Source organism: Acidovorax temperans, from assembly GCF_006716905.1.
GTDB lineage: Bacteria > Pseudomonadota > Gammaproteobacteria > Burkholderiales > Burkholderiaceae_C > Acidovorax > Acidovorax temperans.
Genome location: NZ_VFPV01000002.1, coordinates 968,926 through 995,522, shown reverse-complemented (window position 1 = coordinate 995,522; position 26,597 = coordinate 968,926). Strand labels below are relative to the sequence as shown.

The following is a 26,597-nucleotide window of genomic DNA, read 5'->3' as shown; positions in this document are numbered from 1 at the left end:
CGCGATCAGCCCAATAAGACACGAGGGGGATTCGCGAGAAGCCCTCGATTATAGCCCAAACAAAAATTTATGTCCCTTTTCCGTCCTTGCGCAGAGCAGCCAGCGCAGCGAACGGGTTGGGTTTTTCTGAATTGGCCACCTCAAAGTCGTCGTCGGAGGAAGCCAGGGGAACAGACGTAGGACACTCCTCGTGGCGCGGCACTACAGGCAACGCCATCAGCAGTTCGTCCTCGATCAGCTCGCGCAAGTCGAACTCTCGGTTCAAAGCCAACAGATCCTCATCACACTCTTCATCCAGAGCTTCGGCCGTGGCTTCGTCTGCCACAAACCGGAACGAACGCTCCACGTCCAGCGGAACATCGACCGGGGTAAGGCAGCGCTGGCATTCCATGGGAAAGCTGGCGTGCACAGACAGGTGAAGCCAGATTTGCCCTGGACCTCCTGCTTCGGGTCGGATTTCGGAAACCGCTTTCCAGTCCACGAGCAGATCTGGGTGCAAGCCTTTGGCCTCTTGCGCCAAGCGCTCATATTTCAGGAGCGAATCATGACCTGACAGATGGCCTCCCGCTTGGGCGAAAGCCTTGATGTCAAGCCGGTCGGGGGAGTATTCCTTGGTCATGGCGGCAGTGTAAGAGAATTGGCGCATGCATGAATCCCCCACCCTGCCACGCCCTCTGGTATTGGGCTCCACCTCCCGCTATCGGCGCGAACTGCTTTCGCGCCTGAACCTGCCTTTCGATGTGGCCGCCCCCGAAGTCGATGAAACCCCTCACGACCGAGAGCCCCCCAAAGAGCTTGCCCTTCGGCTTGCACTGGCCAAAGCGCGGGCGGTCGCAGCACTCCACCCTAGCGCTGTGGTCATTGGCTCCGACCAAGTGGCCGATTTGGCGGGGCGCCCCTTGGGAAAGCCGGGCAACCATGAAAAAGCCACGCAGCAACTCCAGGCCATGAGCGGCCAAACCGTCATCTTTCAAACGGCAGTTGCTGTCGTTTGCGCGGAAACGGGTTTTGAACAGGTGGATCTGGCGCCGGTGGAGGTGAAATTTCGCGCCCTCAGCTCCGCAGAAATTGAAAGGTATCTGCGCGCAGAAGAGCCCTACGACTGCGCAGGCAGCGCCAAAAGCGAAGGGTTGGGCATCAGTCTGCTGGATGCCATCCTGAGTGACGACCCCACCGCTTTGATCGGCCTGCCTTTGATTCGCACCTGCCGCATGCTGCGCTCCGCCGGGCTGGTGCTGCCATGAGCGAAGCCACCACCCCCTCGCCGGTCGCTGCGGTCACAGCCTCTTCCGATCAAAAACGGGGCCGACTGTTCCTGGTGCCCGCACCGCTCGACTTTGGCTGCGAACAGCAAGCGCCGCTGGAAGATGCCCTGCCGCGCGCCACGATTGGGCAAGCAGCCCAGCTCAGCCACTGGATCTGCGAAAACGCCAAAAGCACCCGCGCGTACCTCAAACGCGTGGACGCCATCCAGGCGCTAGCCACCCCCATTCAAGCCCAGCAGATCACTGAACTTCCCCGCGAAGTCCACAAAAAGGGAGACCATGGTGACAAAGGCGCCCCGGTGTTTGACGCACGCCCGTTGCTGGCGGCAGCCCTGCAAGGGCACGATATGGGCCTGGTCAGCGAAGCGGGCATGCCCGCAGTGGCCGACCCTGGCTCCTCCATCGTGCGGGCAGCCCACGACCTGGAAATCCCGGTAGTTCCGCTGGTCGGCCCGGTTTCGCTGCTACTGGCCCTGGCTGCCAGCGGCATGAACGGACAAAACTTCGCCTTTGTGGGCTACCTGCCCCAGAGCGGACAGGAACGCACCCAACGCATCCGCGAGCTGGAGTCATTTGCCCTCAAAACCGGGCAGACACAGGTGTTCATCGAGACGCCTTACCGCAATGCAGCACTCTGGCAGGCGCTAACCCAAACACTGCAGACCAACACCCGGCTGGCCATGGCCGCAGGGCTCACGCTGGAATCCGCCAAGCTGTGTAGCTTGCCCGTGAAGCAGTGGCGACAACGAGAGGCACCCGTGGACAACCGCACTCCGACGGTGTTCCTCATCGGCCGGTAATCCTCGCGACACCCACCCAACCCCGACAAAAAAGCCCCGGCAGCCTCTTGGAGGGGCTGTCGGGGCTTTCTCAAAACCCGTGTCGAGGCGCTTAACGCAATTGCGGTGCGGCTATAGAAGTCGCAGCTTTGGCTGCGCCTGCCCCCATGGCCGCGCCAAAGCGCTTGACCAGACGCTCTGCCACGTTATCGCGGCGGGTGTAGTCGATGATGTCTTCCGCCTTGACCACTTCACGCGCGACATAGTCCAGGTTGCCCAGCTTGTCTGCCAAGCCCATTTCCACGGCCTGCTGCCCAGTCCAGAACAGCCCGCTGAACGTTTCAGGCGTTGTCTTCAGTCGGTCGCCCCGACCGGCCTTCACCACGGCAATGAACTGCTGGTGGATTTGGTTGAGCATGGCTTGTGCATAGGTGCGCTGCTGCTCAGTCTGGGGGCTGAACGGGTCCAGAAAACCCTTGTTTTCCCCGGCCGTGAGCAAGCGACGCTCCACGCCCAGCTTTTCCATGGTGCCGGTGAAACCGAAACCATCCATGAGGACACCAATGCTGCCGACGATGCTGGCCTTGTCCACGAAGATTTCATCAGCAGCGGCAGCAATGTAGTAAGCCGCCGAGGCACAGGTTTCTTCCACCACCGCGTACACCGGCTTGTTGTGCTTGGCCTTGAGGCGGGTGATTTCGTCATTGATGATGCCCGCCTGCACCGGGCTGCCCCCTGGGGAGTTGATCAGCAAGACCACCGCCTTGGAGCCCTCGTCTTCGAAGGCACTGCGCATGGCAGCCACCACAAACTCGGCGCTCGCCTCTGCACCCGAGGCAATTTCACCCTTGATGTCCACCACCGCTGTATGCGGTGCGCTCTTGTTGGCACTGGGCGACCCTTGCAGCATCGCTCCCCAGAAAATGGCGCCCACCAATAGCAGCCACGTGAACCGGAAGAAGATCTTCCAGCGCCTGGCAGCCCGTTGCTCTGCCAGGGACGCCATAGCGAGCTTTTCCAGCACTGCACGCTCCCAGCCCGGCTCACCCACCGGGGCGTTTTTAGGGCCTGCCGCGGCGGGTGCAGGCGCTGTGGCCTGCGCAGCCCACAGATCAGACGCAGGCAACGAATCTGGCGCACCGCCAGGGGTAGGGGATGGAGGGGTATTTGGTTCAGTCATGCAAAGCCTCCCGCTGCCTGACCAGTCCTAGGAAAAGCGCTGGACAGCACAGCGGACAAAAAAATCAAGATACGACGCAAAGTACACATCACAACACCATGGGGCAGAGCCTGCGCCCTAGAACACCACGGGTTGTAGGTTGTAAGCAGTATGCCAGCGCACCACGCCATCGCTTTCCGATAGGGGAATTTTCACCAAACCGCCACGGCACGGGCCGCCAGCGCACGACCCCGTATCGGGCGCATACGCAGCACCGTGGGTTGCGCACAACAACCATTTTCCGGAATCATCGAAAAAACGGTTGGGCTGGTAATCCATTTCCATGGCCACATGGGTGCAGCGGTTCAGATACGCATGGGCAACGCCCTGGTAGCGAATGGCAAAAGCCCGGCAGGTCTGCCCGCTGTATTGCACGTCGAAGGGCACGGCCAAGCCGCCCTCCTGCAGATCGGCGCTGGCGCACAGAGCGATCACAGGCTCAGACATGATCGCCCTTTGCATCGAAACCAATATTGCGCTGCCACATCGCTCAGGCCTCTTCCAACAGCCAGCCATGCAACTGCGCCACTGAGTGCGCAACAAACAACGGCTTGAGTTCATGAAAAGCATCCGGCTCGTGGGCGCCGTAGCTGACCCCCACGCTGGCACAACCCGCATTCAGAGCCATTTGCAGATCATGGGTGGTGTCACCGATCATCAGCAGCCGCTCGGGCGGCACATCGAACTCGGCCATCAGCTCCTGCAGCATCAGCGGGTGGGGCTTGCCAGCCGTCTGGTCTGCCGTGCGGGAGCCGTCGAACATGCCGCGCAAGTCCACGGAATGCAGCACTTCGTCCAGGCCGCGCCGGCTCTTCCCGGTGGCGACAGCCAGCAGATGGCCGCGCTCGCGCAAGTCGTTCAGCATAGGCAACACCCCGGCAAACAGGCTCAGGTCGTTCTGGTGCTGCAGGTAATGAAAGCGGTAGCGGTTGCCCAGCTCCTGGTACTTTTCTGGCGGCACATCAGGCGCGGCATGTGCCAGCGCCGGAATCAACGCCATGCCAATGACATAGGCAGCTTCCTTGTCAGAAGGCACAGTGCCACCCACATCCCGCACCGCTTCCTGGATAGAGCGCACGATGATGGCGGTGGAGTCGTACAGCGTGCCATCCCAGTCGAAGGCGATCAGGTCAAAACGGCGCGAACGGGCGGGGGACGGCATGGCTGGGGCAATCAGGCGGAGGGAATGAATTCTGCCAACTCGGCAGGCAGCGGCGCGTTCAAGGTGATGCGTTCGGCGGTGGCGGGGTGACTGAACTGTAACCGCCAGGCGTGCAAAAACATGCGCTTGAGCCCAAGCTTGTGCAACCGCTTGTTCAGGTCAAAGTCCCCGTACTTGTCGTCGCCCACGATGGGGTGGCCTTGGCTGGCGAGGTGAACCCGAATCTGGTGGGTGCGCCCGGTTTTGATGGTGACTTCCAGCAACGTCATGGCGGGCCGCCCCTGCAAGGGCCGCGCAGGCACAGTCTGCCGCACCTTCACCAAGGTGATGGAGCGCATGCCGTCCGGGTCGTCTGCAGTGGTGACGCGCACGCGGCGCTCACCGTCGGCCTGCAGGTATTTGTGCAGGGGCAGGTCAATGACCTTGTTGCTGGGCGCCCATTGGCCCGTGACCAACGCCAGGTAGGTCTTACCCGTTTCGCGCTCGCGAAACTGGTCTTGCAAGTGGGTCAGCGCTGACCTTTTCTTGGCCACCAGCAGAATTCCCGAGGTTTCCCGGTCCAGCCGGTGCACCAGTTCCAGTAGCTTGGCCTGGGGACGGGCTTGCCGCAACTGCTCGATGACGCCAAAGCTCACGCCACTGCCCCCGTGCACGGCCACACCAGCGGGTTTGTCGATGGCGAGAAGATGCTCGTCTTCCAGAAGAACCGGGAACTCGCGCGCCGGTGCCGGGCGCTCGGCCTTCTCGGCCACCTTGTCGGAGACGCGCACGGGCGGCAGACGCACCATGTCGCCCTGCTCGACGCGGGTGTCGGCACTGGCGCGGCCTTTGTTGATGCGCACTTCGCCGCTGCGAATGATGCGGTACACGTGGGTCTTGGGTACGCCCTTCAAATGGCGTATCAGGAAGTTATCGAGCCGCTGGCCAGCGGAATCTTCATCGACTTCGACCAAGCGGACTGCAGGAGGGTTGGTAGCCGGGGCCCCGTCCAGCGGTGGTTTGCCCCCTATAATGTGTTTCACCTGCGCGTTGTTTTGTAAGTGGTTGATTTGTCTGGAGTTTAGTCCACTCAGCCTTGCTACTTGCGCAGGCAGGTCGATGCCAGCGGGTGTCGCACACGCAGATTGCGGGCCAGATGCTCGCAATGGCCTGGGCGGCAGTCGGCGGGCTGACAAATTGAAACACCGATACGGAATCCCCCAAACCGGCAGATGCTCCCTACCAGGGACAGGTCTGCCGGCGGATCAAAGCGAGCATGTGGTTGTTGATGGCTTGGATGGCGACTTTATGGCGGCGGCTCTTGCCCCCCGCCATGCGCATCCAACTGCCGCCAGCGCCCTACCAGCAAGCGCAAGCAGCTATCAAAAGCATAGCATATCTGCGCCAATCCCACTCGCCCCCATCCACGCGCCTTTGCCTCCTGTGCTGAGCCCACCCTCGGCAGCCTGAGTCATCCCCGGCAATTCCCTTCGTTTCGATCCGTCAGTCCAGGCATTTACAGCTCCTATAGAGCTTGTCATTGGTTTGGAACTGTGGGTGGCAGCCCGCTGCAGCAACTGAGCTGCGCCGCTGCCATTCACGAAAAACGAAAAGGAATCGCATCATGAAGCGGATGCTCATCAACGCCACGCAGCCCGAAGAACGCCGCCTGGCCATCGTCGACGGACAAAAGCTCCTCGACTACGAAATCGAAATCGAAGGGCGCGAGCAGCGCAAGGGCAACATCTACAAGGCCGTCGTCACCCGCGTAGAGCCCTCGCTGGAAGCCTGCTTTGTGGACTACGGCGAAGACCGCCACGGCTTCCTGCCCTTCAAGGAAATCTCGCGCCAGTACTTCGCCCCCGGCGTCTCGCCCAGCCAGGCGCGCATCAACGAAGTCATCAAAGAAGGCCAGGAACTGCTGGTCCAGGTCGAAAAAGAAGAACGCGGCAACAAGGGCGCTGCCCTGACCACCTTCATCTCGCTGGCCGGCCGCTATGTGGTGCTGATGCCCAACAACCCCCGTGGCGGTGGCGTGTCGCGCCGCATCGAGGGTGAAGACCGCGCCGAGCTCAAAGAGGCCATGGACCAGTTGGAATACCCCAACGGCATGTCCATCATTGCCCGCACCGCTGGCATTGGCCGCACCGCGCCCGAGCTGCAGTGGGACCTGAACTACCTGCTCAAGCTGTGGAACGCCATTGACGGCGCCGCCAAGGGTGGCAAGGGCGCCTTCCTGATTTACCAGGAATCGAGCCTGGTGATCCGCGCGATCCGCGACTACTTCAACAACGACATCGGTGACATCCTCATCGATACCGACGACATCTACGAACAGGCGCAGCAGTTCATGGCGCACGTCATGCCCGAGCATGCCGCCCGCGTGAAGCGCTACCGCGACGACGCCGCCCTGTTCAGCCGCTTCCAGATCGAGCACCAGATCGAATCGGCCTACGCCCGCACCGTGCAACTGCCCTCGGGCGGCGCCATCGTGATCGACCACACCGAAGCACTGGTGTCCGTGGACGTGAACTCAGCCCGAGCCATCAAGGGCGGCGACATTGAGGAAACCGCCACGCGCACCAACCTGGAAGCCGCCGACGAAGTGGCCCGCCAGATGCGCCTGCGCGACCTGGGTGGTCTGATCGTGATCGACTTCATCGACATGGAGGAGAGCAAGAACCGCCGCGAAGTGGAAAACCGCCTGCGCGACGCCTTGCGCCAAGACCGCGCCCGCGTGCAGTTCGGCACCATCAGCAAGTTCGGCCTGATGGAAATGAGCCGCCAGCGCCTCAAGCCTGCACTGAGCGAAGGCTCCTCCATCCCCTGCCCACGCTGCGGCGGCGCGGGCCACATCCGCGACACGGAATCGTCGGCCCTGCAGATCCTGCGGATCATTCAGGAAGAGTCGATGAAGGACAACACGGCCGCCGTGCACTGCCAGGTGCCGGTGGAAGTGGCCTCGTTCCTGCTCAATGAAAAGCGCACCGAGATCGCCAAGATCGAACTCAAGCAGCGCGTAAGCGTGCTGATGGTGCCCAACAAGACGCTGGAAACACCCAACTACAAGCTCGAGCGCCTGAAGCACGACGACCCTCGTCTGGACAACATCGAAGCCAGCTACAAGCTGGCCGAAGATGTGGAAGACCCCACGGCCGTGACACGCCGCTCGCAAGAGCCCACCAACAAGCAGACTCCGGTCATCAAGGGCGTGCTGCCTGACGCACCCGCCCCCGTGGCCGAGCCCCGCCCTGAAGGCGCAGCCCGCCCCGCCCGCAATGGCAGCGGCCAGGGTGCCCGCAATGGCGCCGCTGCAACCCCTGCGCCCGCACCGGCACCGGCACCGGCACCGGCACCAGCACCCGTGCCGCAAGAAAAGGGCTTCTTCGCCTGGCTCAAGAGCCTGTTCGGCTTTGGCGCGGCACCGGCTCCAGCCCCCGTGGCAGCCCCTGCGCCAGCAGCCCCGGCTGAAGGCAATGCGCGCGGCGATGGCCGCCGTGATGGCCGAGGCGGTGAAGGACGTGGCCGACGCGGCGGACGGGATGGCGCCCGCGATGGTGCGCGCGACCCCGCCCGCGAAGGCAACCGTGACGCCGCAGGCAGCACCAGCGAAGGCCGTGGCCGCCGCAACGAACGCGGCACTGAAGGGCGCGCACCCCGCGATGGCGACCGCCGCCCCGAAGGTGAAAACCGCAACGGTGAGGCGCGTGAAGGCCGCAATGGCCGTGGCCGCCGCGACGCCGAAAACCGCAGCAATGCGGCGCTGAACGGCGATGCCAACGCCGCACCCGCAGAAGCACTGGCCAACGTGAGCGCCGCCGCACCGGATGCGAATGGCGCAGCACAGCCACGCAGCGAACGTGCCCCCCGCCGTGAGCGCGGTGAACGTGGCGAACGTGGTGAGCGCGCCGAAGGTGGCCGCCGCGAGCGCAGCCCACGCAACGGCGAAGGCCAGGAGCGCAATGCCACCCCCATGGACTTTGCGGACACATCGCCCATGGCATCGCTGCCCGACCTGGACCTGACCGGCAACGAAGTCACAGAGCAAACGGCCGCACCTGCCACCGAAGAGCGCCGTGAACGTCGCTCACGCGACCGTTACGGCCGCGACCGACGCGAGCGCGGCGAACGTGCTCCGCGCGAGGGCGCCGACACCAACGCTGACGTTGCACCGCAAGACAACGCAGTCGCTGCGCCAGCAGCCGAGGTGGTACAGGACGAAGCCCCACGCCGCAGCTACTTTGCAGCGCCCGCCGCAGAAGCCCCGGCACCGGTCGCTGTTGCTGCAGCCGAGCAGGCGCCCGCACCGGTGGCAGCACCGGTTGAGGCGCCCGTGGTGGCGGCTCCGGTGGCAAAGCCCGTAGCGGCAGCCCCTGAAGCGGCATCCGCAGGCATGCCCCGCGTGCAACCCTTCACGCTGCCGGTGGAAGCCCTGCAGGCAGTGGCAGCAGCCTCTGGCCTGCAATGGGTGAATTCCGACAGCGAGAAGATCGCTGCTGTGCAAGCTGCGATTGCGGCAGAACCCAAGCCCGTGCATGTGCCGCGCGAACGCCCCCCCGTGGTGGTGCTGGACGAAGGCCCGCTGGTGCTGGTGGAAACCCGCCGCGACCTGGCTGCCATGACGCTGCCGTTTGAGCAGACACCTTCTGCCTGACAGCAGAAGTGAGCGTGTGCCCCGCCGGGGCCATCCACAAAGGCGGCCCTGGCCGCCTTTGTGCTTTATGGGTGGCGCGAACACACCCTTGGCAAACCAGGTGTCTTGCACTGAACCGCACGTGCTGACCATGGTGGCAATTCGCATCGATGGTCAGGGCCTCTGGTGCCCCCAGGGGCGATGCCTGAATGCATCGCTCAAAATAGAGCCGCCCTGCGCGGTGCGCTGACGAATGCTCAACACCACCGCACAACCCCGCCGCTTTTCCAATTGAAAACCCCATGCTGTTTCTGCTGTCCCCCGCCAAATCGCTGGATTACGACACCCCTGTGCCAGAGAGCCTGCCGCACACCCGGCCGCAGTTTGTGCCCCAGTCCACCGCCTTGATCGAGGTGCTGCGCGAGAAGTCTGTGCAGGAGATTGCCTCCCTCATGGCCTTGAGCGACACCCTGGCGGCGCTGAACGTGGCCCGTTACCAGGTCTGGAAGCCGCAATTCACCGCCAGCAACTCGCGCCAGGCGGTGCTGGCCTTCAATGGGGATGTGTACGAGGGCCTGCAGGCCCGCAGCCTGAGCGCAGAAGACCTGGACTGGGCCCAGCGCCACATCGCCATTTTGAGTGGCCTGTACGGCGTGCTGCGGCCGCTGGACCGCATGCAGCCCTACCGCCTGGAAATGGGTACGCGGCTGGCCACTACGGCGGGCAACACCCTGTACCAGTACTGGGGAAGCCAGATTGCCGAGTACCTCAACACCCAGCTGCGCTCAGACACCACGCCCGTGATCGTGAACCTGGCCTCGCAGGAATACTTCAAGGCGGTAGACCGCAAGGCCCTCAAGGCGCGTGTCATTGAATGCGTGTTTGAAGACTGGAAAGGTGGCGCCTACAAGATCATCAGCTTCCACGCCAAGCGCGCGCGGGGGCTGATGGCGCGCTATGCCATCACCCACCGAGCCACCACGCCGCACCAGCTCGAAGGCTTTGACCTGGAAGGCTATGCGTATGACAAGCTAGCATCCGAGCCCGAGCGCCTGGTATTCCGGCGCAAGCCCGACTGATGTCTTCCCCTCTGTCCACACCTGCACACGTTTGAGGTTTTGAACATGGCCCTGTCTCCCACCCAGCAAAGCGCCACCAGCACCCGCAAGCCTTCCGCCCAGTCCATCACGCCAGAGCTGCGCCGCTGGATCATCGAGCAAGCCCAGGCGGGCTTTTCGGCCCCGGTAGTGCTGCAATCCATGCGCGATGCGGGCTGGGACGAAGACGTGGCCGCCGACGCCATGGAGACCACGCTGCAGGAGCACCTGAACGGGCTGGCCGTGCAACAGGGCCAACCCAGCGCCGTGCCTGTGCCCGAGCCCCTGCTGGGCGATTCCCCCGCCCTGCTGAACGCAGGCGACCGCCAAGTGCAGGTGCTGATGCAGCTCGCCAAACCCCGCGTGGTGGTGTTTGGCAACTTCCTCTCGCCCGAGGAATGCGATGCCCTGATTGCTGCCGCTCGCCCGCGCATGGCCCGCTCACTCACCGTGGCTACCCAAACCGGCGGCGAAGAGGTGAACGACGACCGCACCAGCGACGGCATGTTCTTCCAGCGCGGCGAAAGCGCGCTGGTGCAGACCATTGAAGAGCGCATTGCCAAGCTGCTGCAATGGCCCATCGAAAACGGCGAAGGCCTGCAGGTGCTGCACTACCGCCCCGGCGCCGAATACAAGCCGCATTACGATTACTTTGACCCGAACGAGCCCGGCACGCCCACCATCGTCAAGCGCGGCGGGCAGCGCGTGGGTACGCTGGTGATGTACCTCAACACCCCCGAAAAAGGCGGTGGCACCACCTTCCCTGATGTGTTCCTCGAAGTGGCACCCCAGCGCGGCAATGCGGTGTTCTTCAGCTACGAGCGCCCCCACCCTTCCACCCAGACGCTGCACGGCGGCGCACCGGTGATTGCGGGCGAGAAATGGATCGCCACCAAGTGGCTGCGCGAGCGGGAGTTCAAATAAGCATCAAATCATGCTCCAGCGCTTTATATATAAGCGCAAGCAGCTACTATTTTTATAGCAAATGACCAATACCCCTGAACAATCGCAGCTGGGCAAAGCCTCGGCCTACACGGACCAATACGACCCGACGCTGCTCTTTCCCATCCCGCGCGCGGGCAAGCGTGCCGAGATCGGCATTGCCGATGTTCCGCCCTTTTTCGGGGCCGATCTGTGGACGGCGTTCGAGGTGTCGTGGCTCAACCTGCGCGGCAAGCCCCAGGTGGCGCTGGTGCACTTCACCATCCCGTGCGAGTCGCCCAACATCATCGAGAGCAAGTCCTTCAAGCTCTACCTCAACAGCTTCAACAACACCCGCTTTGGCGATGCCAGCGAGGTGCAGTCCCGCCTGCGTGCCGACATCAGCGAAGCCGTGTGGCGCGGCGCGCCCCACCCCGCCACGGTGGGGGTCAAGCTGATTGCACCCGAGCTGTTTGACCAGGAACCCGTGCACGAGCTGGACGGCCTGAGCCTGGACCGCCTGGACGTGGAATGCACCCGCTACCAGCCTGCGCCCGATCTGCTCAAAGCCCAGTTTGACGAAGCCCCGGTGACCGAGGTGCTGACCAGCAACCTGCTCAAGAGCAACTGCCTGGTCACCGGCCAACCCGACTGGGGCAGCGTGCAGATCCGCTACACCGGCCCGCAGATCGACCAGGAAGGGCTGCTGCAGTACATCGTGAGCTTTCGCAACCACAACGAATTCCATGAGCAGTGTGTGGAACGCATCTTCATGGACCTGTGGACGCACTGCAAACCCATCAAGCTGATGGTGTACGCCCGCTACACGCGCCGCGGCGGGCTGGACATCAACCCCCTGCGCACCAGCCACCCTCACGCGCTGCCGGCCAATGTGCGCACCGCGCGGCAGTGAGGGTGGGTTGCGCTGTCAGGAACGGCGCAGATCGAGCCAGTCGCAGCGCAGCTTATGGCGCCGGTGCTCGCTACCGCGCCAGGTGACATAGAGGCTGGGGAACAGCATGCCCACACAACACAGGGGTGCGCCCCACCACTGGTCAAACAGGTAGGTGGGAAACCAACCCACCCAACCCCTGAGCCAGAAGGTCAGGACCGCATCCCACAAGTGGTATTCCAAGGGGTGGTCGGCCTTGTGATCCACATGCCATTGCTTGATGCGTTGCAGTTCTTCGAGGGTCATTGGAATCTCCCGGCGCGACGGGGACTCCAATGAAAGTCTGACGTAAGTTTTCGTCAAGATGCCGGTGTGCCACCCGGCACACCGTATCGGGATGACACCACCCTCAGCGCACGCGGAACACTTCCAACGTGCGCCCGAGCACGGCAGCACTGTCACTCATGACGCGGGATGCTGCGGCCGATTGCTCCGCCAACGCGGCGTTCTGCTGGGTATCCCGATCGAGCAAGGTGACGGCCTCGTTGACCTGTGAGATGCCCTCGGCCTGCTCGCGCGCTGCGACACCCATCTGGCCCATCAGGGTATTGACGTGCGCCACCGACTGCACCACCTGTTCGATGGTTTTGCTGGCAGACTGCATCAGGCCCGCACCGCGGCCGATGTTGCCGGCCGACTCGTTGATGAGCGCCTGGATTTCCTTGGCGGCCTCGGACGAGCGCTGCGCCAGGCTGCGCACCTCCCCTGCCACCACGGCAAAGCCACGCCCCTGCTCACCCGCACGCGCGGCCTCAACGGCCGCATTGAGCGCCAGGATGTTGGTCTGGAAGGCGATGCCCTCGATGGTGGAGATGATCTGCCCCATCTTGCGCGAAGACTGCTCGATGGCACTGACCACTTGGCTGACCTGGGCCACCGCCTGCCCGCCCTGGGTCGCCAGCTCGGAACTGTGGCGGCTCTCACGCACCACTTTTTGTGCGGCCTCGTTGGAGTTTTCCACCGTGGCGGAGATCTGCTCCATGGCGGCGGCCGATTCTTCCAGGCTGCTGGCCTGCGACTCGGCCCGGCCCGACAGATCCTGCGCGCTCTGGGCGATTTCCGCCGAGATGCCGCTGAAGCGCTCCATTTCCTCCATCGCGTCGCCCACCACGGCCCGGATGTTGAGTTGCAGACGCTGCACGCGCGCCATGACCTTGCCCAGCACATGGGTCATGGGCAGCTCGGGCTCGCGGTGTGTGAGGTCGCCAGCGGCCATGCCGTTGAGCAGGCGGCGCAGGCTGCGGATGGGCAGGGTCATGCCCACGTGGTAGCGCGCCAGCACCAGGCCCGCCGTCACCAGCCAGGCCAGGGTGTGCAGGGCCAGGGCCATGCCATCGTTCCAGCCCATCCAGCCTGGCACCAGCGACACCAGCATGAGCGGCAGCAGCATGGCCGCCAGGCGCAGCGTGGGGCCCGTGCGGTAGCGCTTGCGCAGATGGTCCCACATGCTGGTGCTGCGCACGCCACCGGCATGGATGCGGATGGTCTGGCGCCCGGACTCGCGCTCCTGCTTGACGCGCGCATACAAGGCCTCGGCGGCCTGAACCTGCTCGCGCGTGGGCTTGGTGCGCACCGACATGTACCCCACCGGTTTGCCCTGGCGCATGATGGGGGTGACGTGGGCCTGCACCCAGTAGAAGTCGCCGTCCTTGCGCCGGTTCTTCACAAAGCCCGTCCAGCTGCGCCCCCGGCCAATGGTGGACCACATGTCCTTGTAGGCCTCGGGCGGCATGTCCGGGTGGCGGATCAGGTTGTGCGGCTGGCCCATGAGTTCTTCCATGGTGAAGCCACTCACACGGGCAAAGGGCGCGTTGCAGTGTGTCAACAACCCTTTGGTGTCGGTGGTGGACATCAGCAGCTCGTCGGCCGGAAAGTCGTATTCGTTGTTGGTGACGGGAAGGTTGACGCGCATAGGTAAGTCCTGCCGAAAGGTTCCGCACGGAAACGGTGCAAACCATTGTGCCGTGGTTTGCTGACACAAAGATTTACGTGATAACCCTGATGGTCAGAACAGCCCCAGCGTGTCTCCCTGCGCCGGGCCGGGGGAGTGCGCAGCGGCAGGGTGCAAAGCCGCCTCGGCCACCGGCACCAGCGAGGCCACACGCACACCCAGCAGGCGCAAGCGCTGTTGCAGCGGCACGCGCTTGAGGCACTGGCCCGCCACGCGGCGCAGCATGGCGGCGTCCTGCGTGGCCTGGGCAATGGTCTGGTCGCGCGTGGCGCCGCGAAAGTCCGCATAGCGCAGCTTGATGCCGATGGTGCGGCCCGCATAGCCCTTGCGCTGCAGGTCCTGCGCCACCTGCTCGCACAAGGCCGTGAAGATGCGGCCCAGCTCGGCGCGGTCGTGCACGGCGTGCAGGTCGCGCTCGAAGGTGGTTTCGCGGCTGATGCTCACGGGCTCGCTTTCAGTCACCACCGGGCTGTCATCTCGGCCCCAGGCCGCGCGGTGCATCCAGGCGCCGGTGGATTTTCCAAAGTGGCTGATGAGCCAGCGCTCATCCTGCGCGGCCAGTTGCCCAATGGTTTCAATGCCCAGCCGCGCCAGCTTTTCGCCCGCCTTGGGGCCAATGCCATTGATCTTGCGCACATGCAGCGGCCAGATCGTGCTCTGCAGGTCTTCCTCGTAAACGATGGAGATGCCGTTGGGCTTGTTGAACTCACTCGCCATCTTGGCCAGCAGCCGGTTCGGTGCCACACCGATGGAGCAAGTCAGCCCCGTCTTTTCAAAAATGCTCTTCTGGATGAGCCGCGCCAGCACCCGCCCGCCTTCGCGCTGGCCGCCGGGCACGTCGGTGAAGTCGATGTAAACCTCGTCCACCCCCCGGTCCTGCGTCACCGGCGCGATCTCGGTAATGGCGTTCTTGAACATGCGCGAATACTTGCGCACCTCTTCAAAATCCACCGGCAGCACAATGGCCTGCGGGCACAGCTTGGCCGCTTTCATCATGCCCATGGCCGAGCCCACCCCAAACCGCCGCGCCGGGTAAGTGGCCGTGGTAATCACGCCCCGGCCCACGTAGTCCTTGAGCAAGGGAAATTCCGACACAGGAATGAAGCAAGGCTCCCGCGGCCCTGAGCCATCGGGGTGCTGCAACAAGGCATCGTCCACCTTGCGCCTGCCACCGCCAATCACCACGGGCAAGCCCTTGAGCTGGGGGTAGCGCAGCAGCTCCACAGAAGCGTAGAACGCATCCATGTCCAGATGCGCAATGCGGCGCTGCTTGCTACCGCAAGCAGGCGCATTTGCTAACGCAGGGTCGGTTGGATCAGTCTCGGTAACGGCCACACCCCGTATTGTGCGTGGTCATCCCGCCATTAGGGCAAAGGAACGCTGCCCTTTGCGCCGGGCTCTGACACCGCCAACAACTCCTGCTCTGAGGCAGGCGCATCAAGACCAGTGAGCAGCCTGCGAACGCGGCAGATACAAACCTTCGGCCAATCAGGCGGTACCTTGGCACCGCCTGAGCAGGCGCAACGTTTTACTTCTTGGCCAGCGCTGCGCTGCGAATGCCCTGCAACGTGCCCGTAGGCGTGATGGCCTCGGGGTCGATCAGGCAGTGCAGCACGCTGGGCAAGCCGTTGGCGCGGGCGCGGGCAAGGGCCGGGGCAAAGTCCTCCGTGCGCTCCACGCGCTCGCCGTGGCCGCCAAAGGCCTGGGCGTAGGCCTTGAAGTCGGGGTTCTTGAGCTGCGTGGCACTGACACGGCCGGGGTACTCGCGCTCCTGGTGCATGCGGATGGTGCCGTACATGGCGTTGTCCAGGATCACCACGATGATGGGCACGCCGTACTGCACGGCGGTCGCAAATTCCTGGCCGTGCATGAGGAAGTCGCCGTCGCCCGCAAAGACCATCACTTCACGCCGGGGCCACAGGCGCTTGCCGCCCACACCTGCAGGCAGGCCGTAGCCCATCGACCCACTGGTGGGTGCCAGCTGGCTCGCGTAGTGAGTGAAAGGCCAGAAGCGGTGAATCCAGGTGGCAAAGTTGCCAGCGCCGTTGCAGAAAATAGTGTCGGCGGGCATCACTTCCTTGAGGTGCTGCATCACCTGACCCATTTGCAGATCACCGGGGATGCGGATGGGCGCCGGGTCACTCCAGGCCAGGTACTCGGCATGCGCTGCCTCGGTGTGCGCCTTCCAGGGTACAGCGGTCGTGGGGCGCACCGTATTGAGCGCTGCAGCAAACGCCTGTGGCGTGGCGTGGATGGACAGTGTGGGGCGATACAGCTTGCCCAGTTCATCCGCATCGGCATGCACATGCACCAGGGGCTGCGCAGGCGTGGGGATGTTGAACAGCTCGTAGCCCTGTGATGGCACCTCCGACAAGCGCCCGCCCACCACCAGCACCAGATCCGACGCCTTGATGCGCGCCAGCAGCTTGGGATTGACGCCCAGGCCCAGGTCACCACCGTAGCAAGCGTGCGTGGCCGGGAACAGCATCTGGCGGCGGAACGAGCAGTACACGGGAATGGACCACGCTTCGGCAAAGGCGGTGAACTCGCGCACCGCCTGCTCAGACCAGCGGCTGCCGCCCAGGATGGCCACAGGGTTCTTTGCGGCTTGCAGGCGCTGGGCCAGCTCGGCCATTTGCGCAGCGCCGGGATGCGTTTCCGTCACCTGGTAGGGCAAGGCATCGGCCACCGTGGCGGCCTCGGTCAGCATGTCTTCGGGCAGCGCCACCACCACAGGGCCAGGGCGGCCGGAGGTGGCGACGTGAAAGGCGCGCGAGATCAGCTCGGGCACACGGGCCGGGTCGTCAATCTGAACCACCCACTTGGCCATGGTTCCGAATACGGCGCTGTAGTCCAGCTCCTGAAACGCCTCGCGCCCCATGGCGTTGCGGGCCACCTGACCCACGAACAGGATCATGGGCGTCGAATCCTGGTGCGCGATGTGAATACCGGCGGAAGCGTTGGTCGCACCAGGCCCACGCGTCACAAAGCAGATGCCGGGCTGGCCCGTGAGCTTGCCCTGCGCTTCGGCCATCATGGCCGCACCACCCTCTTGGCGGCACACCGTCACGCCGATGTCGGCATCATGCAGCGCATCGAGCACGGCCAGGTAGCTTTCGCCAGGCACGCAAAAAAGCTGTTTCACGCCATGGGTGATGAGCTGCTGCACCAAAATCTGGCCGCCGGTGCGGGGGGTGAGGGTGATCGTTTTCATATCAACGGTATCGGTTCAAAAATTCAAAACAGGGCCTGGCAGGCGCGCTGGATGCGTGCGCAGGCTTCCTGCAAATCGGCGGTAGAGGCGGCGTACGAAATGCGGAAGTACGGTGCCAGCCCCAGCACGCCACCGGGCACCACTGCCACATGGTGTTCGCGCAGCAGGTAGGCGCAAAAGTCGGCATCGGTGCGCAGCAGCATGCCGCCGGGCGTGGTGCGGCCCAGCACGCCTCCGCAACTGGCAAAGGTATAGAACGCGCCCTCGGGCACACGGCAGTGCAGGCCGGGTGAGGCGTTGAGCGCGGCCACCACCAGATCGCGCCGGGCCTGGAACTGCTGGCAGCGCTCGCGCACCACGTCTTGCGGCCCGGTCAGCGCCGCCACGGCCGCCGCCTGGCTGATGGACGAGGGGCACGACGTGGCCTGGCTCTGCACCACGGCCATGGCCGCAATGAGCGCCTTGGGGCCTGCGCCGTAGCCCAGGCGCCAGCCCGTCATGGCGTAGGCTTTGGAGACACCGTTCACCGTCAGCGTGCGGTCGCGCAGTGACGGCAGCACGGCTGCAGGCGTGGCAAACGCACGGCCGTCGTACAGGATGTGTTCGTAGATGTCATCCGCCAGCAGCCACACCTGCGGGTGGCGCTCCACTACCTCCAGCACGGGGCGCAACTGCTCAGCGCTGTAGGCCGCGCCGCTGGGGTTGGAGGGCGAGTTGATGAACACCCAGCGCGTACGCGGCGTGATGGCCGCCTCCAGCTGCTCGGGCGTGATGCGAAAGCCGTTGGCCTCGGTGCAAGGCACGACCACGGGCACACCGCCCGCAATCAGCACCATGTCGGCGTACGAAGTCCAGTACGGCGCAGGCAGGATCACTTCGTCACCCGGGTTCACCGACGCCATCAGCGCGTTGTAGAGGATCTGCTTGGCACCGGCACCCGCAGTGATTTCGTTCAACGCAAAGTCCAGCCCGTTGTCGTGCTGGAACTTGTGCTGGATGGCGGCCTTGAGTTCGGCCGTGCCATCCAGCACCGTGTAGTGCGTCTCCCCCCGCGCCATGGCTTTTTGCGCGGCCTCCAGGATGTGCGCGGGCGTGTCGAAGTCCGGCTCGCCCAGGCCCAGCACGATCACGGGCTGGCCCTGGCGCTTGAGCTGGTTGGCCTCTTGCGTCAGGCGCACGATTTCAGAGACGCCGATGGCGCCCAGGCGATCGGCCGCGCGAAAGGCTGTGACGGGGATGGGAGCGTTCATTGCTGGTAAGTCTCCAGAGGCTTGTCGTTGGGCGCGGCAAACAGCTGGCGCAGCGTGGTGCCCAGCGGCAGGTTCAGGCTCATGTTCTTGGGTGGAATGGGGTTCACAAACCACTTGGTGTAGATTTTTTCCATCTCGCCGCTTTGCATGAGCTTGGTGAGCACGCCATCCACCGCGGCCTTGAAGGTCGGGTCGTCCTTGCGGAACAGCAGCGCAATCGGCTCGGCCCCCAGCGGTTCACCCACGATGCGGTAGGCCGAGGGGTCTTTGGAATTGGCAATCATCCCGGCGAGCAGGTTGTCGTCAAGCACAAACGCATCTGCGCGGCCCGATTCGAGCAGCATGAAGCTTTCATGGTGGTCCTTGCCCAGCACGGTCTTGATGGGCGCGCCCAGCGTGCGCTCTTGTTTGCGCAGCAGTTGCACAGCGGTGGTGCCGGTGGACGCCGCAATGGTCCGGTTGCCCAGCTGGCTGATGGACTTCAGATCAGAATCCTTGCGCACGGCCATGCGCACCTCGCTCACGTAGGTGGTCACGGCAAAGGCCACCTGCTGCTGTCGTGCGGTGTTGTTGGTGGTGGGGCCGCAGCCAATGTCGAGCGTGCCGTTTTGCACCAGGGGCAGTGTGTTCTGCGCCGTCACGGCCATGTATTCGAGCTTGGCCTGGGGCACGATTTCCTTTAGCACGCGCTCGCACAGTTCCACGTGGTAGCCCACGTACTTCTCGTTGGCGCCCAGTGCGTAGGCCATGGGCGGCGAGGTCTCGCGCACGCCCAGCACCACCTTGCCCGATGCCTTGATCTTGTCGAGCGTGCTGGTGGCTGGGGCCTGGGCATGGGCTGGCGCAAATGCCGCGCATGCCAGGGTCAGCCCGGCCGCGAGTGCCGTGAGCGTTGCCTTGCAAAAAGATGCCATGTCGTTGTCTCCTTGTGTGTTGTCGTTGGCAGGTTGAAAAAAGCGGGGCTGTTCAGATCACGTTCTTTTCCTGCAGCGGCTGGTTCTGTGCAATGCGTTCAATGGACAGCGGCGACAGGTCCAGGCTTTGGTAGCGACCCGTCAACATCCACTCAGCCAGGCCGCGCCCCACGGCAGGGCACTGCTGCAGGCCATGGCCCGAGAAGCCGTTGGCAAACACCAGGTTGTCGCAAGCGGTGTGCAGGCCCACCAGCGCGTTGTGGTCGAAGGTGTTCATCTCGTAGTAACCCGCCCAGGCACCCTGCATGCGCAGGGCCTCAAAGCCGGGGATGCGCTCGGCAAGCAGGGGCCAGATGTGCTCCTCAAACGCTGCGTACTCAGGCTCCAGCGGAGCGAAGTCGGCATCGTTGCCTGCATCCGGCGCAAAGCCACAGATGAAGCCTTTGCCCTCAGGCCGCAACCAGATGCCGCTGGTGTCGATGAGCAGCGGGCAACCTGGCAGCGCCGCAGGGCTGGCGAGGTTGAACACCGTGCGGCGCTTGCCCGCCACGGGCAGGTCAATGCCCGCCCAGCCCGCAATGGCAGCGGCCCACGGGCCACCGGCATTCACCGCATAACGGCATGGCAGCACAGCGCCGCTGTGCAGGCGCACCGCGTTCACGTGCAGCACGCCATCGCTGCTCGCTGTGTCGAACCCCACGGCCTCATCGGCCACGTAACGCACGCCCTGGCTTTGTGCCTTTTTGCGCAGTGCCGTCAACAGCAGGTAGCCATCAAACCAGCCCTCGCCCGACAGGCCCAGCGAGCCCAGCACCACATCATTCAGTGCCAGCCATGGAAAGCGCTCGGCCAGTTGCTGCGGGCTCAGCAGCGCCACGTCGGCACCATGCTGTTTTTGCAGCGCGTGGTTCTCGCGCAGCGTGGCCTCGCCCGCCTGGGTGGCCAGGTACAGGTAGCCGCCTTCATGCAGACCGATGTCGGGCGCGTCGCCATGGCAAGCCAAGAGCGTGCCCACGTTGCGCAAGAAACCAATGCCGTAGGCCGATATCTGGATATTGATGTCAGTAGAAAACTGCTGGCGGATAGAGCTGGCTGACAGGGCCGACGAGGCCCGCGCATAGGTCGGGTCGCGCTCCACCACCACGACATCACAGCCCGGCTGCTGCAGGGTAAGAAAGTAGGCAATGGCGCTGCCGATGACGCCACCGCCGATGATGACGATGGGCATCACACGTCAAACTTCACGCCCTGGGCCAGCGGTAGCGCGGTCGAATAATTCACCGTGTTGGTCGCACGGCGCATGTAGGCCTTCCAGCTGTCGGAGCCCGCCTCGCGGCCGCCGCCGGTTTCTTTCTCGCCACCAAACGCGCCGCCAATCTCCGCGCCGCTGGGGCCAATGTTGACGTTGGCAATGCCGCAGTCAGAGCCCGAGGCCGACATGAACTGCTCGGCCTCGCGCATGTTCAGCGTGAAGATGGACGACGACAGGCCTGCGCCCACGGCGTTGTTCATGGCGATGGCTTCGTCCAGCGTGCTGTAGCGGGTGACGTACAGGATGGGCGCAAAGGTTTCGTGCAGCGCGGGGCCTTCATGCTTTTGCAATTCCACCAGCGCGGGGCGCACGTAGTACGCATCAGGGCCGCCCAGGCCTTCGACGCGGGCGCCGCCGTGCACCTTGGCACCCAGCGCACGGCTTTGCTCCAGCGCCTTTTGCATGCCGTCAAACGCCATGCGGTCGATCAGCGGGCCCACCAGCGTGCCTTCGGTGCGCGGGTCGCCCACCTGCACGTTGCCGTATACCTTGATGAGCTGGGGCACGAGCTGGTCGTACACGCTTTCGTGCACAAACAGGCGTCGCAGCGTGGTGCAGCGCTGGCCTGCCGTGCCCATGGCCGCAAAGGCGATGCCGCGCAGCGCCAGGTCCAGGTCGGCCGACGGGGCAACGATGGCAGCGTTGTTGCCACCCAGCTCCAGAATGGCGCGGGCAAAGCGGGCTGCCAGGCGCGGGCCCACGGCGCGACCCATGGCGGTGGAGCCGGTGGCCGACAGCACGGGCACGCGGGCATCCTGAACCAGCACCTCGCCAATGTCGCGCTGGCCAATGATCAGCTCCAGCAGGCCTGCGGGCGCGTCGCTGCCAAAACGGGCCAGCGCGCGCTGGGCGATGGCGTGCGTGGCCAGGGCCGTCAGCGGGGTTTTCTCAGACGGCTTCCACACCACCGGGTCGCCACACACCACGGCCAGCGCGGCGTTCCACGACCACACGGCCACGGGGAAGTTGAAGGCCGAGATGACGCCGCACACGCCCAGCGGGTGCCAGGTTTCCATCATGCGGTGGCCGGGGCGCTCAGTAGCAATGGTCAGGCCGTAGAGCTGGCGCGACAGGCCCACGGCAAAGTCGCAGATGTCGATCATCTCCTGCACTTCGCCCAGGCCTTCGGAGGGAATCTTGCCCGCTTCCAAGGTCACCAGGCGGCCCAGGTCGGCCTTGGCGGCGCGCAGCTCTTCGCCCAGCAGGCGGATCAGCTCGCCCCGGCGCGGCGCGGGCACGGTGCGCCAGGCAGCAAAGGCACTGTGGGCACGACCAATAGCCTCGGTGGTCTGGGCAGGCGTGTGCTGGGGCACATGGGCCACCACTTCACCGGTGAGAGGCGAGCGCACGGTCAGGTCGCCCCCCTGGTAAGCAGACGCGGGTACGCCCAGGCGCTGCAGCAGGGCATGGACTTCAGAAACAACGCTGGAAGCAACAGAGGTGTCAGACATGGCAATCAACCGGTGAGGTGTTCAATGAAAAAACATGGGGCAGAGGGGCCAACAGCCCAGGCGCCCCGGCGCGGGTAATTCAGCAGCAAAGATGGTGCCACTATCCACCCTGCACCGGGCAGTGCATAGCAAAAAATTGGAACAACTTCATACCCGATCAGAATGAAGTACCGCAAAATGGGGTGCAAATTCAGGAGTAGCTGGCGCTCAAATAGCAAGCGCTAGCGCACCGAAACGGTGAGCACGCAGCGCTGCCAGCTCATTCCCTATCAGCATTAACCCCAGTGCCGCACCACCATGTTCCGCAAGACCTTTTTGCCGCCGATTGCCGACTTGCTGGCCTTTGAGGCAGCTGCCCGGCACACCAGCATCTCGCGGGCGGCTGAAGAGTTGCACCTGACGCAAAGCGCGGTATCGCGCCAGATTCGCCAGCTGGAGGAGCAACTGGGCACCGCCCTCTTTCACCGCGTGCGCCAGCGCGTGGTGCTGACCGATGCAGGCCGCATCTACGCGGCCGATGTGCAGGCCGTGCTGCAGCAACTGTCGGCCAGCACCCAAAAAACCATGGCGTTTGCCAGCACCGACGGCCTGCTCAACTTGGCCGTGCTGCCCACGCTGGGCACCCGCTGGCTCATTCCGCGCCTGGGGGGCTTCATGGCCCTGCACCCTGAGGCCATGGTCAATTTCTCAGCACGCACCGAGCCTTTTGACTTTGCTGGCACGCCGTTTGACGCAGCCATCCACTTCGGTGCACCGCACTGGGCCGGGGCGGTGTGCGAATACCTGATGCACGAAGAAACCGTGCCCGTGTGCAGCCCCACCTACCGCGACCGTCACCACATCCGCACGGCGCAAGATCTGACCCGCGTGGCGCTGCTGCAGCAAAGCACCCGCCCCACGCAGTGGGCTGAATGGTTTGAACTGGCGGGCGCCCCCACGGCGCTGGCCTTGCGTGGCCCCCAGTCGGAGCACTTCGCCATGATTGCGCAAGCTGCGGTGTCGCACCTGGGTGCGGCGCTGCTGCCGCGCTTCTTGATCGAGCAGGAACTGGCCGCAGGCAGCCTGGTAGAGCTGTCAGACCTGGTGCTGACCAGCACCGATGCGTATTACTTGGTGTACCCCGAGGCGCGCGCGCAGTCGCCTCTGGTCAAGGCCTTTCGGGACTGGCTGGTGGCCGAGTGCCACAGCCCCTGAAACACGCCCGCAGGGCCGCTCAGCGCGCGGGGGCAAAGGCTTCTTCACGCAGCGGCGCCATCGCACGCAGCGCGGGCTTGGCAAACAAATAGCCCTGCATGAGCCGGATACCACAGTCGTCAATAGCCGTTTTGAAGCCGCTGCGCTTGTACTCGCGCAAGATCTGCGCAAACCAGGGCCGTCCTCAATGCGCTCGCCTTCGGTCACTTCAAAAATGATGCGATCCAGCGGAAAGCCATTCACCCGTGCGGCCTCCAGCGTAGTGCGAATGCACAGCTCGGGCTTGTAGATGGCGTTGGGCAGGAAGTTGATGGACAGGTGCTCGGTCATGCCCAGCTCTTTCGCCCCCTTGATCGCCTTGACGCGGCAGGCCTGGTCGAACCGGTAGCGGTTGAGTTCGTTCACCTGCGCCAGCACGCTGGCCGCCCCCTCGCCCTGCGGGCCGCGCACCAGCGCCTCGTGGGCAAACACCTGGTGCGTCTGCACATCCACAATGGGCTGGTAGGCAAATTCAAAGGAAAACCGACGCGCTCTGCATTGCCACAAGCATCGCAATCAGCGCGGGTGCCCGCCAAGGGCTGGAAGCCGATGGGGAAAGAAGGGTTGACGTTGATCACTTGGGTCATGAGGGCACCTGAAGAGTAAGAACCAGCCCTGGAAGGGCTGCAAACCGCCTGGGCCACCCGCGTGCGGGCAATAGTTGTGACATTCTGCACGCAGGCGGGGGGGATGACACGCACAAGCCAGTCAACATGGTGTGTCCAAGGAAATGACTGGCTTGGGTACGGGAACGTACACCGGGGCATAAAAGACGAGAGCGGGTGTTGCCCACAAACGCGACGTCCGAAGACAAGGTGCGCGCCCGCCAAGCTTCACCTGGAGGTGACCATCGGCATGACGGCTGACTCAAGCCACGCTACAGCCAAAGGGACGCCCCCAGAGCACTCACTCTGGCTTGGCCTGCGCCGGGGCAATGAGTGGCAACTCCAGCTGAAACTCCGTGCCCTCCCCCACCTGGCTCTTCACACTCACGCTACCGCCCAGGGTGTTAAACACCAGGTTGTGCACGATGTGCAGACCGAGCCCTGTGCCACCACGCCCCATGCGGGTGGTGACGAAGGGGTCGAAGATGCGCGGCAGCAGCTCTGGCGCAATGCCCTGGCCGTTATCGGCCACGTTCATCGCCACGCGGTCAGGGCCGAGGGCTGCGGCGGTGATGGTGATGCGAGGGGAAGTGTGCCCTTCAAAGGCGTGCGTGATGGCATTCGTCACCAAGTTGGTCAGCACCTGCCACAGCGCACCGGGGTAGCTGTCCAGCACCAGACCTTCTGGAACGCTCATCACCACCTGTGCATCGCACTGTTTGAGCACCGGGCGCAGCGTGAGCACGATTTCATCGCACACTTCGCGCAGGTCAAAACGGCGGCGCTGGGCGCTGGTCTGGTCGGCAGCCACCTGTTTGAAACTGGTAACCAACTCGGCGGCGCGCTGCAGGTTGCGCTGTGCAATGTCGCTGCCCATCTCCATGGCGGCCACGAGCCGATCCAGTGAGGAACGTTTGAGGCCTTGGGCGCTTTCCACCTGAAAGCTGCTCAGGGCTGCGCGCATCGTGGACACAGCCATCACGCCATTGCCCAGCGGGGTGTTCAGCTCATGGGCAATGCCGGCCACCAGCGCCCCCAGCGAGGCCAGCTTTTCAGCGCGCACCAATTCGTCCTGCGTTCGCTGCAAGGATTCCAGCGTGGTAGAGAGGCGGTCATTGGTCTGTACCAGTTCCTGGGTGCGTTCCTGCACGCGGCGCTCCAGGTCGGCGTTGAGATGGCGGATTTCGTCTTCAATGCGGCGCAACTCGGTGATGTCACGCAACACGATGACTGCGAACCTATCCTGACCTGAGGCGTCGGTGTACGTACGCGCGGTGTGCGCCGCCAAAAAGCGCCCGCCATCGGCCCGCAGGCCCCAAGTCTCCATCTCTACCTCCTGGCCTTGCTCCACCGCCTGAAACAGGCGCTCCCGATCGCGGGGATCGGCCCACATGTTCAGATCGGCACTGCTGCGGCCGATGAGCGCCTGGCGAGGATGGCCAAAAAGCTGCAGCAGCGTGTCGTTGACCTTGATGATGCGCGGCTGCCTACCCAGGCTCGTCACGGCGATCCCGATGGGCGAGGCGTTGAAGATGGCCTCCAACTCACGCTCGCGGGCGAGCAGACTGCGAGCCATGCGGTCCAGGTCGGCGGAGAGGTTGTTGAGCTCCAGTGAACGCCCCTCGGGCCAGGGGCCGGGCAGCTCGCCATTGGCCACGCGGCGTGCCTGTCGGGTGAAGGTGGCCAGGGGCCGCGCCACCCACAACGCCAGCAGCGGCGACAGCAACAGGCCCAACAGGGCGGCCCCCGCCGTCACGGCAAAAACCAGTTCCAGCGTGGAGGCAATCGCCGGGCTGGCCAGCCCCGCAGGCAATCGGGTCACGACAAACCAGTTCACGGCTCGGGTGCGCGCTACAGCCGCATCAAAGTTACGCCCCTCAAAACGCATCTGCCCCGCCAGCGACCAGCGGGAGGAAGCCTCGCGAAACAAGGGTTCGCTGCTCACATTGACCACGCCCACCCGGGAGCTGTCTTCGCTGTCGGCCAGCATTTCGCCCTTGTTGTCCAGAAGCCAGACCGCCGCCTCGCCCGCTCCCTTGGATGTTTGCAATGACTCCAGGATGTGCTCAAGCGGCACTTCTGCAATCAACGCCCCCTCACCCACGCGGGCGCCGACGGCGACCGTGACGGAGTCGCTGATGTTGGAGATGTATTGTTCGCTCCAGACGGGTGTCACGCTCTCGCGCAAGTTGATCACGTGCGGCACGCGCGAGTAGTCGTTGCCCAGCAATTCCTGTCGGCGCCGCTCATCGATGAGCGGCTTTACGGCAGCACGCACCACGGTGCCGTTCTTGTCGAGCTGGTAGACGGCGGAAAACCGACTGCTTTTGCCGGCCGTGCTGGACAGAATGAACTGCAGGTTCTGCTCGTCGGCGTCCGCCAGCAGCAAAGAAGACACCAGCTCCAACTGGGTCTCCATGCCCGCCAGTACCAGCTCGGTGCGCAGCGCAAGGTTCTGCGCCTCCGTAATCAGCCCGGCCCGGGTGGCTTCGGTGATCTGCGGCACCCGGTAGATGAACAGCACCATGCCCGACACCAGAAAGCTCAGCGTCGAGACGGCCGCCAGCATCAGGCTGAGGTAGGTTTTGAGCCCGAATACCAGCTTGCGCGAAGGCCCTGGCGGGTCGGGGCTGGTGTCCGGCGAGGGGGCGTTCATGCCG

General features: G+C 64.2%; 22 protein-coding genes and 1 pseudogene. 7 read left to right on the top strand and 16 right to left on the bottom strand.

Translation table 11 applies throughout. The features are described 5' to 3' along the window. Window positions 1–67: 67 nt before the first annotated feature. A complete protein-coding gene (locus tag BDD18_RS12790) occupies window positions 68–619 on the bottom strand; it encodes a YceD family protein (RefSeq protein ID WP_142083589.1) in 552 nt (183 codons plus the stop codon). A gap of 25 nt (window positions 620–644) precedes the next feature. Between BDD18_RS12790 and BDD18_RS12785 the strand changes: the two genes are divergently transcribed. Together BDD18_RS12785 and BDD18_RS12780 are read left to right on the top strand one after the other, a co-directional pair. After that, complete coding sequence (locus tag BDD18_RS12785; protein WP_142083587.1) at window positions 645–1,244, top strand: Maf family nucleotide pyrophosphatase; 600 nt, start codon at window positions 645–647, stop codon at window positions 1,242–1,244. Continuing rightward, a complete protein-coding gene (locus tag BDD18_RS12780) occupies window positions 1,241–2,065 on the top strand; it encodes an SAM-dependent methyltransferase (RefSeq protein ID WP_142083585.1) in 825 nt (274 codons plus the stop codon). The genes BDD18_RS12785 and BDD18_RS12780 overlap by 4 nt, the downstream gene beginning before the upstream one ends. A gap of 91 nt (window positions 2,066–2,156) precedes the next feature. Here BDD18_RS12780 and BDD18_RS12775 read toward each other — a convergent pair whose 3' ends face one another. From BDD18_RS12775 to BDD18_RS12760, 4 genes are all read right to left on the bottom strand, one after another. Further along, window positions 2,157–3,224 carry a S49 family peptidase gene (locus tag BDD18_RS12775; protein WP_142083583.1) on the bottom strand — a complete coding sequence of 356 codons (1,068 nt, stop codon included), beginning with the start codon at window positions 3,222–3,224 and terminating at the stop codon, window positions 2,157–2,159. 117 nt (window positions 3,225–3,341) lie between these two features. After that, on the bottom strand, window positions 3,342–3,710 hold the full coding sequence (locus BDD18_RS12770) for a Rieske (2Fe-2S) protein (RefSeq protein WP_142083582.1): 369 nt from the start codon (window positions 3,708–3,710) through the stop codon (window positions 3,342–3,344). 43 nt (window positions 3,711–3,753) lie between these two features. After that, complete coding sequence (locus tag BDD18_RS12765) at window positions 3,754–4,425, bottom strand: HAD family hydrolase (protein WP_142083580.1); 672 nt, start codon at window positions 4,423–4,425, stop codon at window positions 3,754–3,756. A gap of 11 nt (window positions 4,426–4,436) precedes the next feature. Next, window positions 4,437–5,447, bottom strand: a complete 1,011-nt coding sequence (locus BDD18_RS12760) for an RluA family pseudouridine synthase (RefSeq protein WP_142083578.1) — start codon at window positions 5,445–5,447, stop codon at window positions 4,437–4,439. Window positions 5,448–6,028: 581 nt separating this feature from the next. Here BDD18_RS12760 and BDD18_RS12755 point away from each other — a divergent pair. The 4 genes from BDD18_RS12755 (at window position 6,029) to queF (ending at window position 11,968) form a co-directional block, all read left to right on the top strand. Beyond that, complete coding sequence (locus tag BDD18_RS12755; RefSeq protein WP_142083576.1) at window positions 6,029–9,058, top strand: Rne/Rng family ribonuclease; 3,030 nt, start codon at window positions 6,029–6,031, stop codon at window positions 9,056–9,058. Window positions 9,059–9,339: 281 nt separating this feature from the next. Then, window positions 9,340–10,116: a peroxide stress protein YaaA gene (gene yaaA / locus BDD18_RS12750; RefSeq protein WP_142083574.1), complete on the top strand. Its 777-nt coding sequence runs from the start codon at window positions 9,340–9,342 to the stop codon at window positions 10,114–10,116. Between the two features lie 45 nt (window positions 10,117–10,161). Continuing rightward, entirely contained in the window at window positions 10,162–11,058 is an 897-nt protein-coding gene (locus BDD18_RS12745; RefSeq protein ID WP_066691536.1) for a 2OG-Fe(II) oxygenase, read from the top strand. A 61-nt stretch (window positions 11,059–11,119) separates the two neighbouring features. Then, entirely contained in the window at window positions 11,120–11,968 is an 849-nt protein-coding gene (gene queF / locus BDD18_RS12740; RefSeq protein ID WP_142083573.1) for an NADPH-dependent 7-cyano-7-deazaguanine reductase QueF, read from the top strand. Between the two features lie 15 nt (window positions 11,969–11,983). On the opposite strand, the gene BDD18_RS12735 is transcribed toward queF, so the two are convergent. The 8 genes from BDD18_RS12735 to amaB form a co-directional block, all read right to left on the bottom strand. After that, window positions 11,984–12,253, bottom strand: a complete 270-nt coding sequence (locus tag BDD18_RS12735; RefSeq protein WP_066691534.1) for a hypothetical protein — start codon at window positions 12,251–12,253, stop codon at window positions 11,984–11,986. 103 nt (window positions 12,254–12,356) lie between these two features. Further along, window positions 12,357–13,919 carry a methyl-accepting chemotaxis protein gene (locus BDD18_RS12730; RefSeq protein ID WP_142083571.1) on the bottom strand — a complete coding sequence of 521 codons (1,563 nt, stop codon included), beginning with the start codon at window positions 13,917–13,919 and terminating at the stop codon, window positions 12,357–12,359. 93 nt (window positions 13,920–14,012) lie between these two features. Then, window positions 14,013–15,203 carry a Y-family DNA polymerase gene (locus BDD18_RS12725; RefSeq protein ID WP_142083569.1) on the bottom strand — a complete coding sequence of 397 codons (1,191 nt, stop codon included), beginning with the start codon at window positions 15,201–15,203 and terminating at the stop codon, window positions 14,013–14,015. A 283-nt stretch (window positions 15,204–15,486) separates the two neighbouring features. Then, on the bottom strand, window positions 15,487–17,172 hold the full coding sequence (locus tag BDD18_RS12720; protein WP_142083567.1) for a thiamine pyrophosphate-binding protein: 1,686 nt from the start codon (window positions 17,170–17,172) through the stop codon (window positions 15,487–15,489). Between the two features lie 23 nt (window positions 17,173–17,195). Next, the gene (locus BDD18_RS12715) at window positions 17,196–18,422 is read right to left on the bottom strand and encodes a pyridoxal phosphate-dependent aminotransferase (protein WP_142083565.1); all 1,227 of its coding nucleotides are present in this window, start codon (window positions 18,420–18,422) and stop codon (window positions 17,196–17,198) included. After that, on the bottom strand, window positions 18,419–19,336 hold the full coding sequence (locus tag BDD18_RS12710; protein ID WP_142083563.1) for an amino acid ABC transporter substrate-binding protein: 918 nt from the start codon (window positions 19,334–19,336) through the stop codon (window positions 18,419–18,421). Before BDD18_RS12710 ends, BDD18_RS12715 begins: the two co-directional genes overlap by 4 nt. Before the next feature lie 52 nt (window positions 19,337–19,388). Beyond that, window positions 19,389–20,564 carry an NAD(P)/FAD-dependent oxidoreductase gene (locus BDD18_RS12705; RefSeq protein ID WP_211360756.1) on the bottom strand — a complete coding sequence of 392 codons (1,176 nt, stop codon included), beginning with the start codon at window positions 20,562–20,564 and terminating at the stop codon, window positions 19,389–19,391. Continuing rightward, complete coding sequence (gene amaB / locus BDD18_RS12700) at window positions 20,564–22,099, bottom strand: L-piperidine-6-carboxylate dehydrogenase (protein ID WP_142083559.1); 1,536 nt, start codon at window positions 22,097–22,099, stop codon at window positions 20,564–20,566. The genes BDD18_RS12705 and amaB overlap by 1 nt, the downstream gene beginning before the upstream one ends. 297 nt (window positions 22,100–22,396) lie before the next feature. Here amaB and BDD18_RS12695 point away from each other — a divergent pair, with 297 nt between their 5' ends. Beyond that, the gene (locus BDD18_RS12695) at window positions 22,397–23,293 is read left to right on the top strand and encodes a LysR family transcriptional regulator (RefSeq protein ID WP_142083558.1); all 897 of its coding nucleotides are present in this window, start codon (window positions 22,397–22,399) and stop codon (window positions 23,291–23,293) included. A 19-nt stretch (window positions 23,294–23,312) separates the two neighbouring features. Here BDD18_RS12695 and BDD18_RS22930 read toward each other — a convergent pair whose 3' ends face one another. The 3 genes and pseudogenes from BDD18_RS22930 to BDD18_RS12685 all read right to left on the bottom strand — a co-directional run bounded on the left by BDD18_RS22930 (window position 23,313) and on the right by BDD18_RS12685 (window position 26,593). Continuing rightward, on the bottom strand, window positions 23,313–23,453 hold the full coding sequence (locus BDD18_RS22930) for a hypothetical protein (RefSeq protein WP_420837327.1): 141 nt from the start codon (window positions 23,451–23,453) through the stop codon (window positions 23,313–23,315). 62 nt (window positions 23,454–23,515) lie between these two features. Beyond that, a pseudogene (locus BDD18_RS22520) lies at window positions 23,516–23,764 on the bottom strand (EAL domain-containing protein); the annotation flags it as partial. A 474-nt stretch (window positions 23,765–24,238) separates the two neighbouring features. Further along, window positions 24,239–26,593 carry an ATP-binding protein gene (locus BDD18_RS12685; RefSeq protein ID WP_142083556.1) on the bottom strand — a complete coding sequence of 785 codons (2,355 nt, stop codon included), beginning with the start codon at window positions 26,591–26,593 and terminating at the stop codon, window positions 24,239–24,241. Window positions 26,594–26,597 lie beyond the last annotated feature (4 nt).

What these genes read in the sequence shown, in the direction of transcription:
- BDD18_RS12790 (WP_142083589.1), bottom strand. Translation starts at nt 619, where the DNA reads ATGACCAAGGAATACTCCCCCGACCGGCTTGACATCAAGGCTTTCGCC.
- BDD18_RS12785 (WP_142083587.1), top strand. Translation starts at nt 645, where the DNA reads ATGCATGAATCCCCCACCCTGCCACGCCCTCTGGTATTGGGCTCCACC.
- BDD18_RS12780 (WP_142083585.1), top strand. Translation starts at nt 1,241, where the DNA reads ATGAGCGAAGCCACCACCCCCTCGCCGGTCGCTGCGGTCACAGCCTCT.
- BDD18_RS12775 (WP_142083583.1), bottom strand. Translation starts at nt 3,224, where the DNA reads ATGACTGAACCAAATACCCCTCCATCCCCTACCCCTGGCGGTGCGCCA.
- BDD18_RS12770 (WP_142083582.1), bottom strand. Translation starts at nt 3,710, where the DNA reads ATGTCTGAGCCTGTGATCGCTCTGTGCGCCAGCGCCGATCTGCAGGAG.
- BDD18_RS12765 (WP_142083580.1), bottom strand. Translation starts at nt 4,425, where the DNA reads ATGCCGTCCCCCGCCCGTTCGCGCCGTTTTGACCTGATCGCCTTCGAC.
- BDD18_RS12755 (WP_142083576.1), top strand. Translation starts at nt 6,029, where the DNA reads ATGAAGCGGATGCTCATCAACGCCACGCAGCCCGAAGAACGCCGCCTG.
- yaaA (WP_142083574.1), top strand. Translation starts at nt 9,340, where the DNA reads ATGCTGTTTCTGCTGTCCCCCGCCAAATCGCTGGATTACGACACCCCT.
- BDD18_RS12745 (WP_066691536.1), top strand. Translation starts at nt 10,162, where the DNA reads ATGGCCCTGTCTCCCACCCAGCAAAGCGCCACCAGCACCCGCAAGCCT.
- queF (WP_142083573.1), top strand. Translation starts at nt 11,120, where the DNA reads ATGACCAATACCCCTGAACAATCGCAGCTGGGCAAAGCCTCGGCCTAC.
- BDD18_RS12735 (WP_066691534.1), bottom strand. Translation starts at nt 12,253, where the DNA reads ATGACCCTCGAAGAACTGCAACGCATCAAGCAATGGCATGTGGATCAC.
- BDD18_RS12730 (WP_142083571.1), bottom strand. Translation starts at nt 13,919, where the DNA reads ATGCGCGTCAACCTTCCCGTCACCAACAACGAATACGACTTTCCGGCC.
- BDD18_RS12725 (WP_142083569.1), bottom strand. Translation starts at nt 15,203, where the DNA reads ATGGATGCGTTCTACGCTTCTGTGGAGCTGCTGCGCTACCCCCAGCTC.
- BDD18_RS12720 (WP_142083567.1), bottom strand. Translation starts at nt 17,172, where the DNA reads ATGAAAACGATCACCCTCACCCCCCGCACCGGCGGCCAGATTTTGGTG.
- BDD18_RS12715 (WP_142083565.1), bottom strand. Translation starts at nt 18,422, where the DNA reads ATGAACGCTCCCATCCCCGTCACAGCCTTTCGCGCGGCCGATCGCCTG.
- BDD18_RS12710 (WP_142083563.1), bottom strand. Translation starts at nt 19,336, where the DNA reads ATGGCATCTTTTTGCAAGGCAACGCTCACGGCACTCGCGGCCGGGCTG.
- BDD18_RS12705 (WP_211360756.1), bottom strand. Translation starts at nt 20,564, where the DNA reads ATGCCCATCGTCATCATCGGCGGTGGCGTCATCGGCAGCGCCATTGCC.
- amaB (WP_142083559.1), bottom strand. Translation starts at nt 22,099, where the DNA reads ATGTCTGACACCTCTGTTGCTTCCAGCGTTGTTTCTGAAGTCCATGCC.
- BDD18_RS12695 (WP_142083558.1), top strand. Translation starts at nt 22,397, where the DNA reads ATGTTCCGCAAGACCTTTTTGCCGCCGATTGCCGACTTGCTGGCCTTT.
- BDD18_RS12685 (WP_142083556.1), bottom strand. Translation starts at nt 26,593, where the DNA reads ATGAACGCCCCCTCGCCGGACACCAGCCCCGACCCGCCAGGGCCTTCG.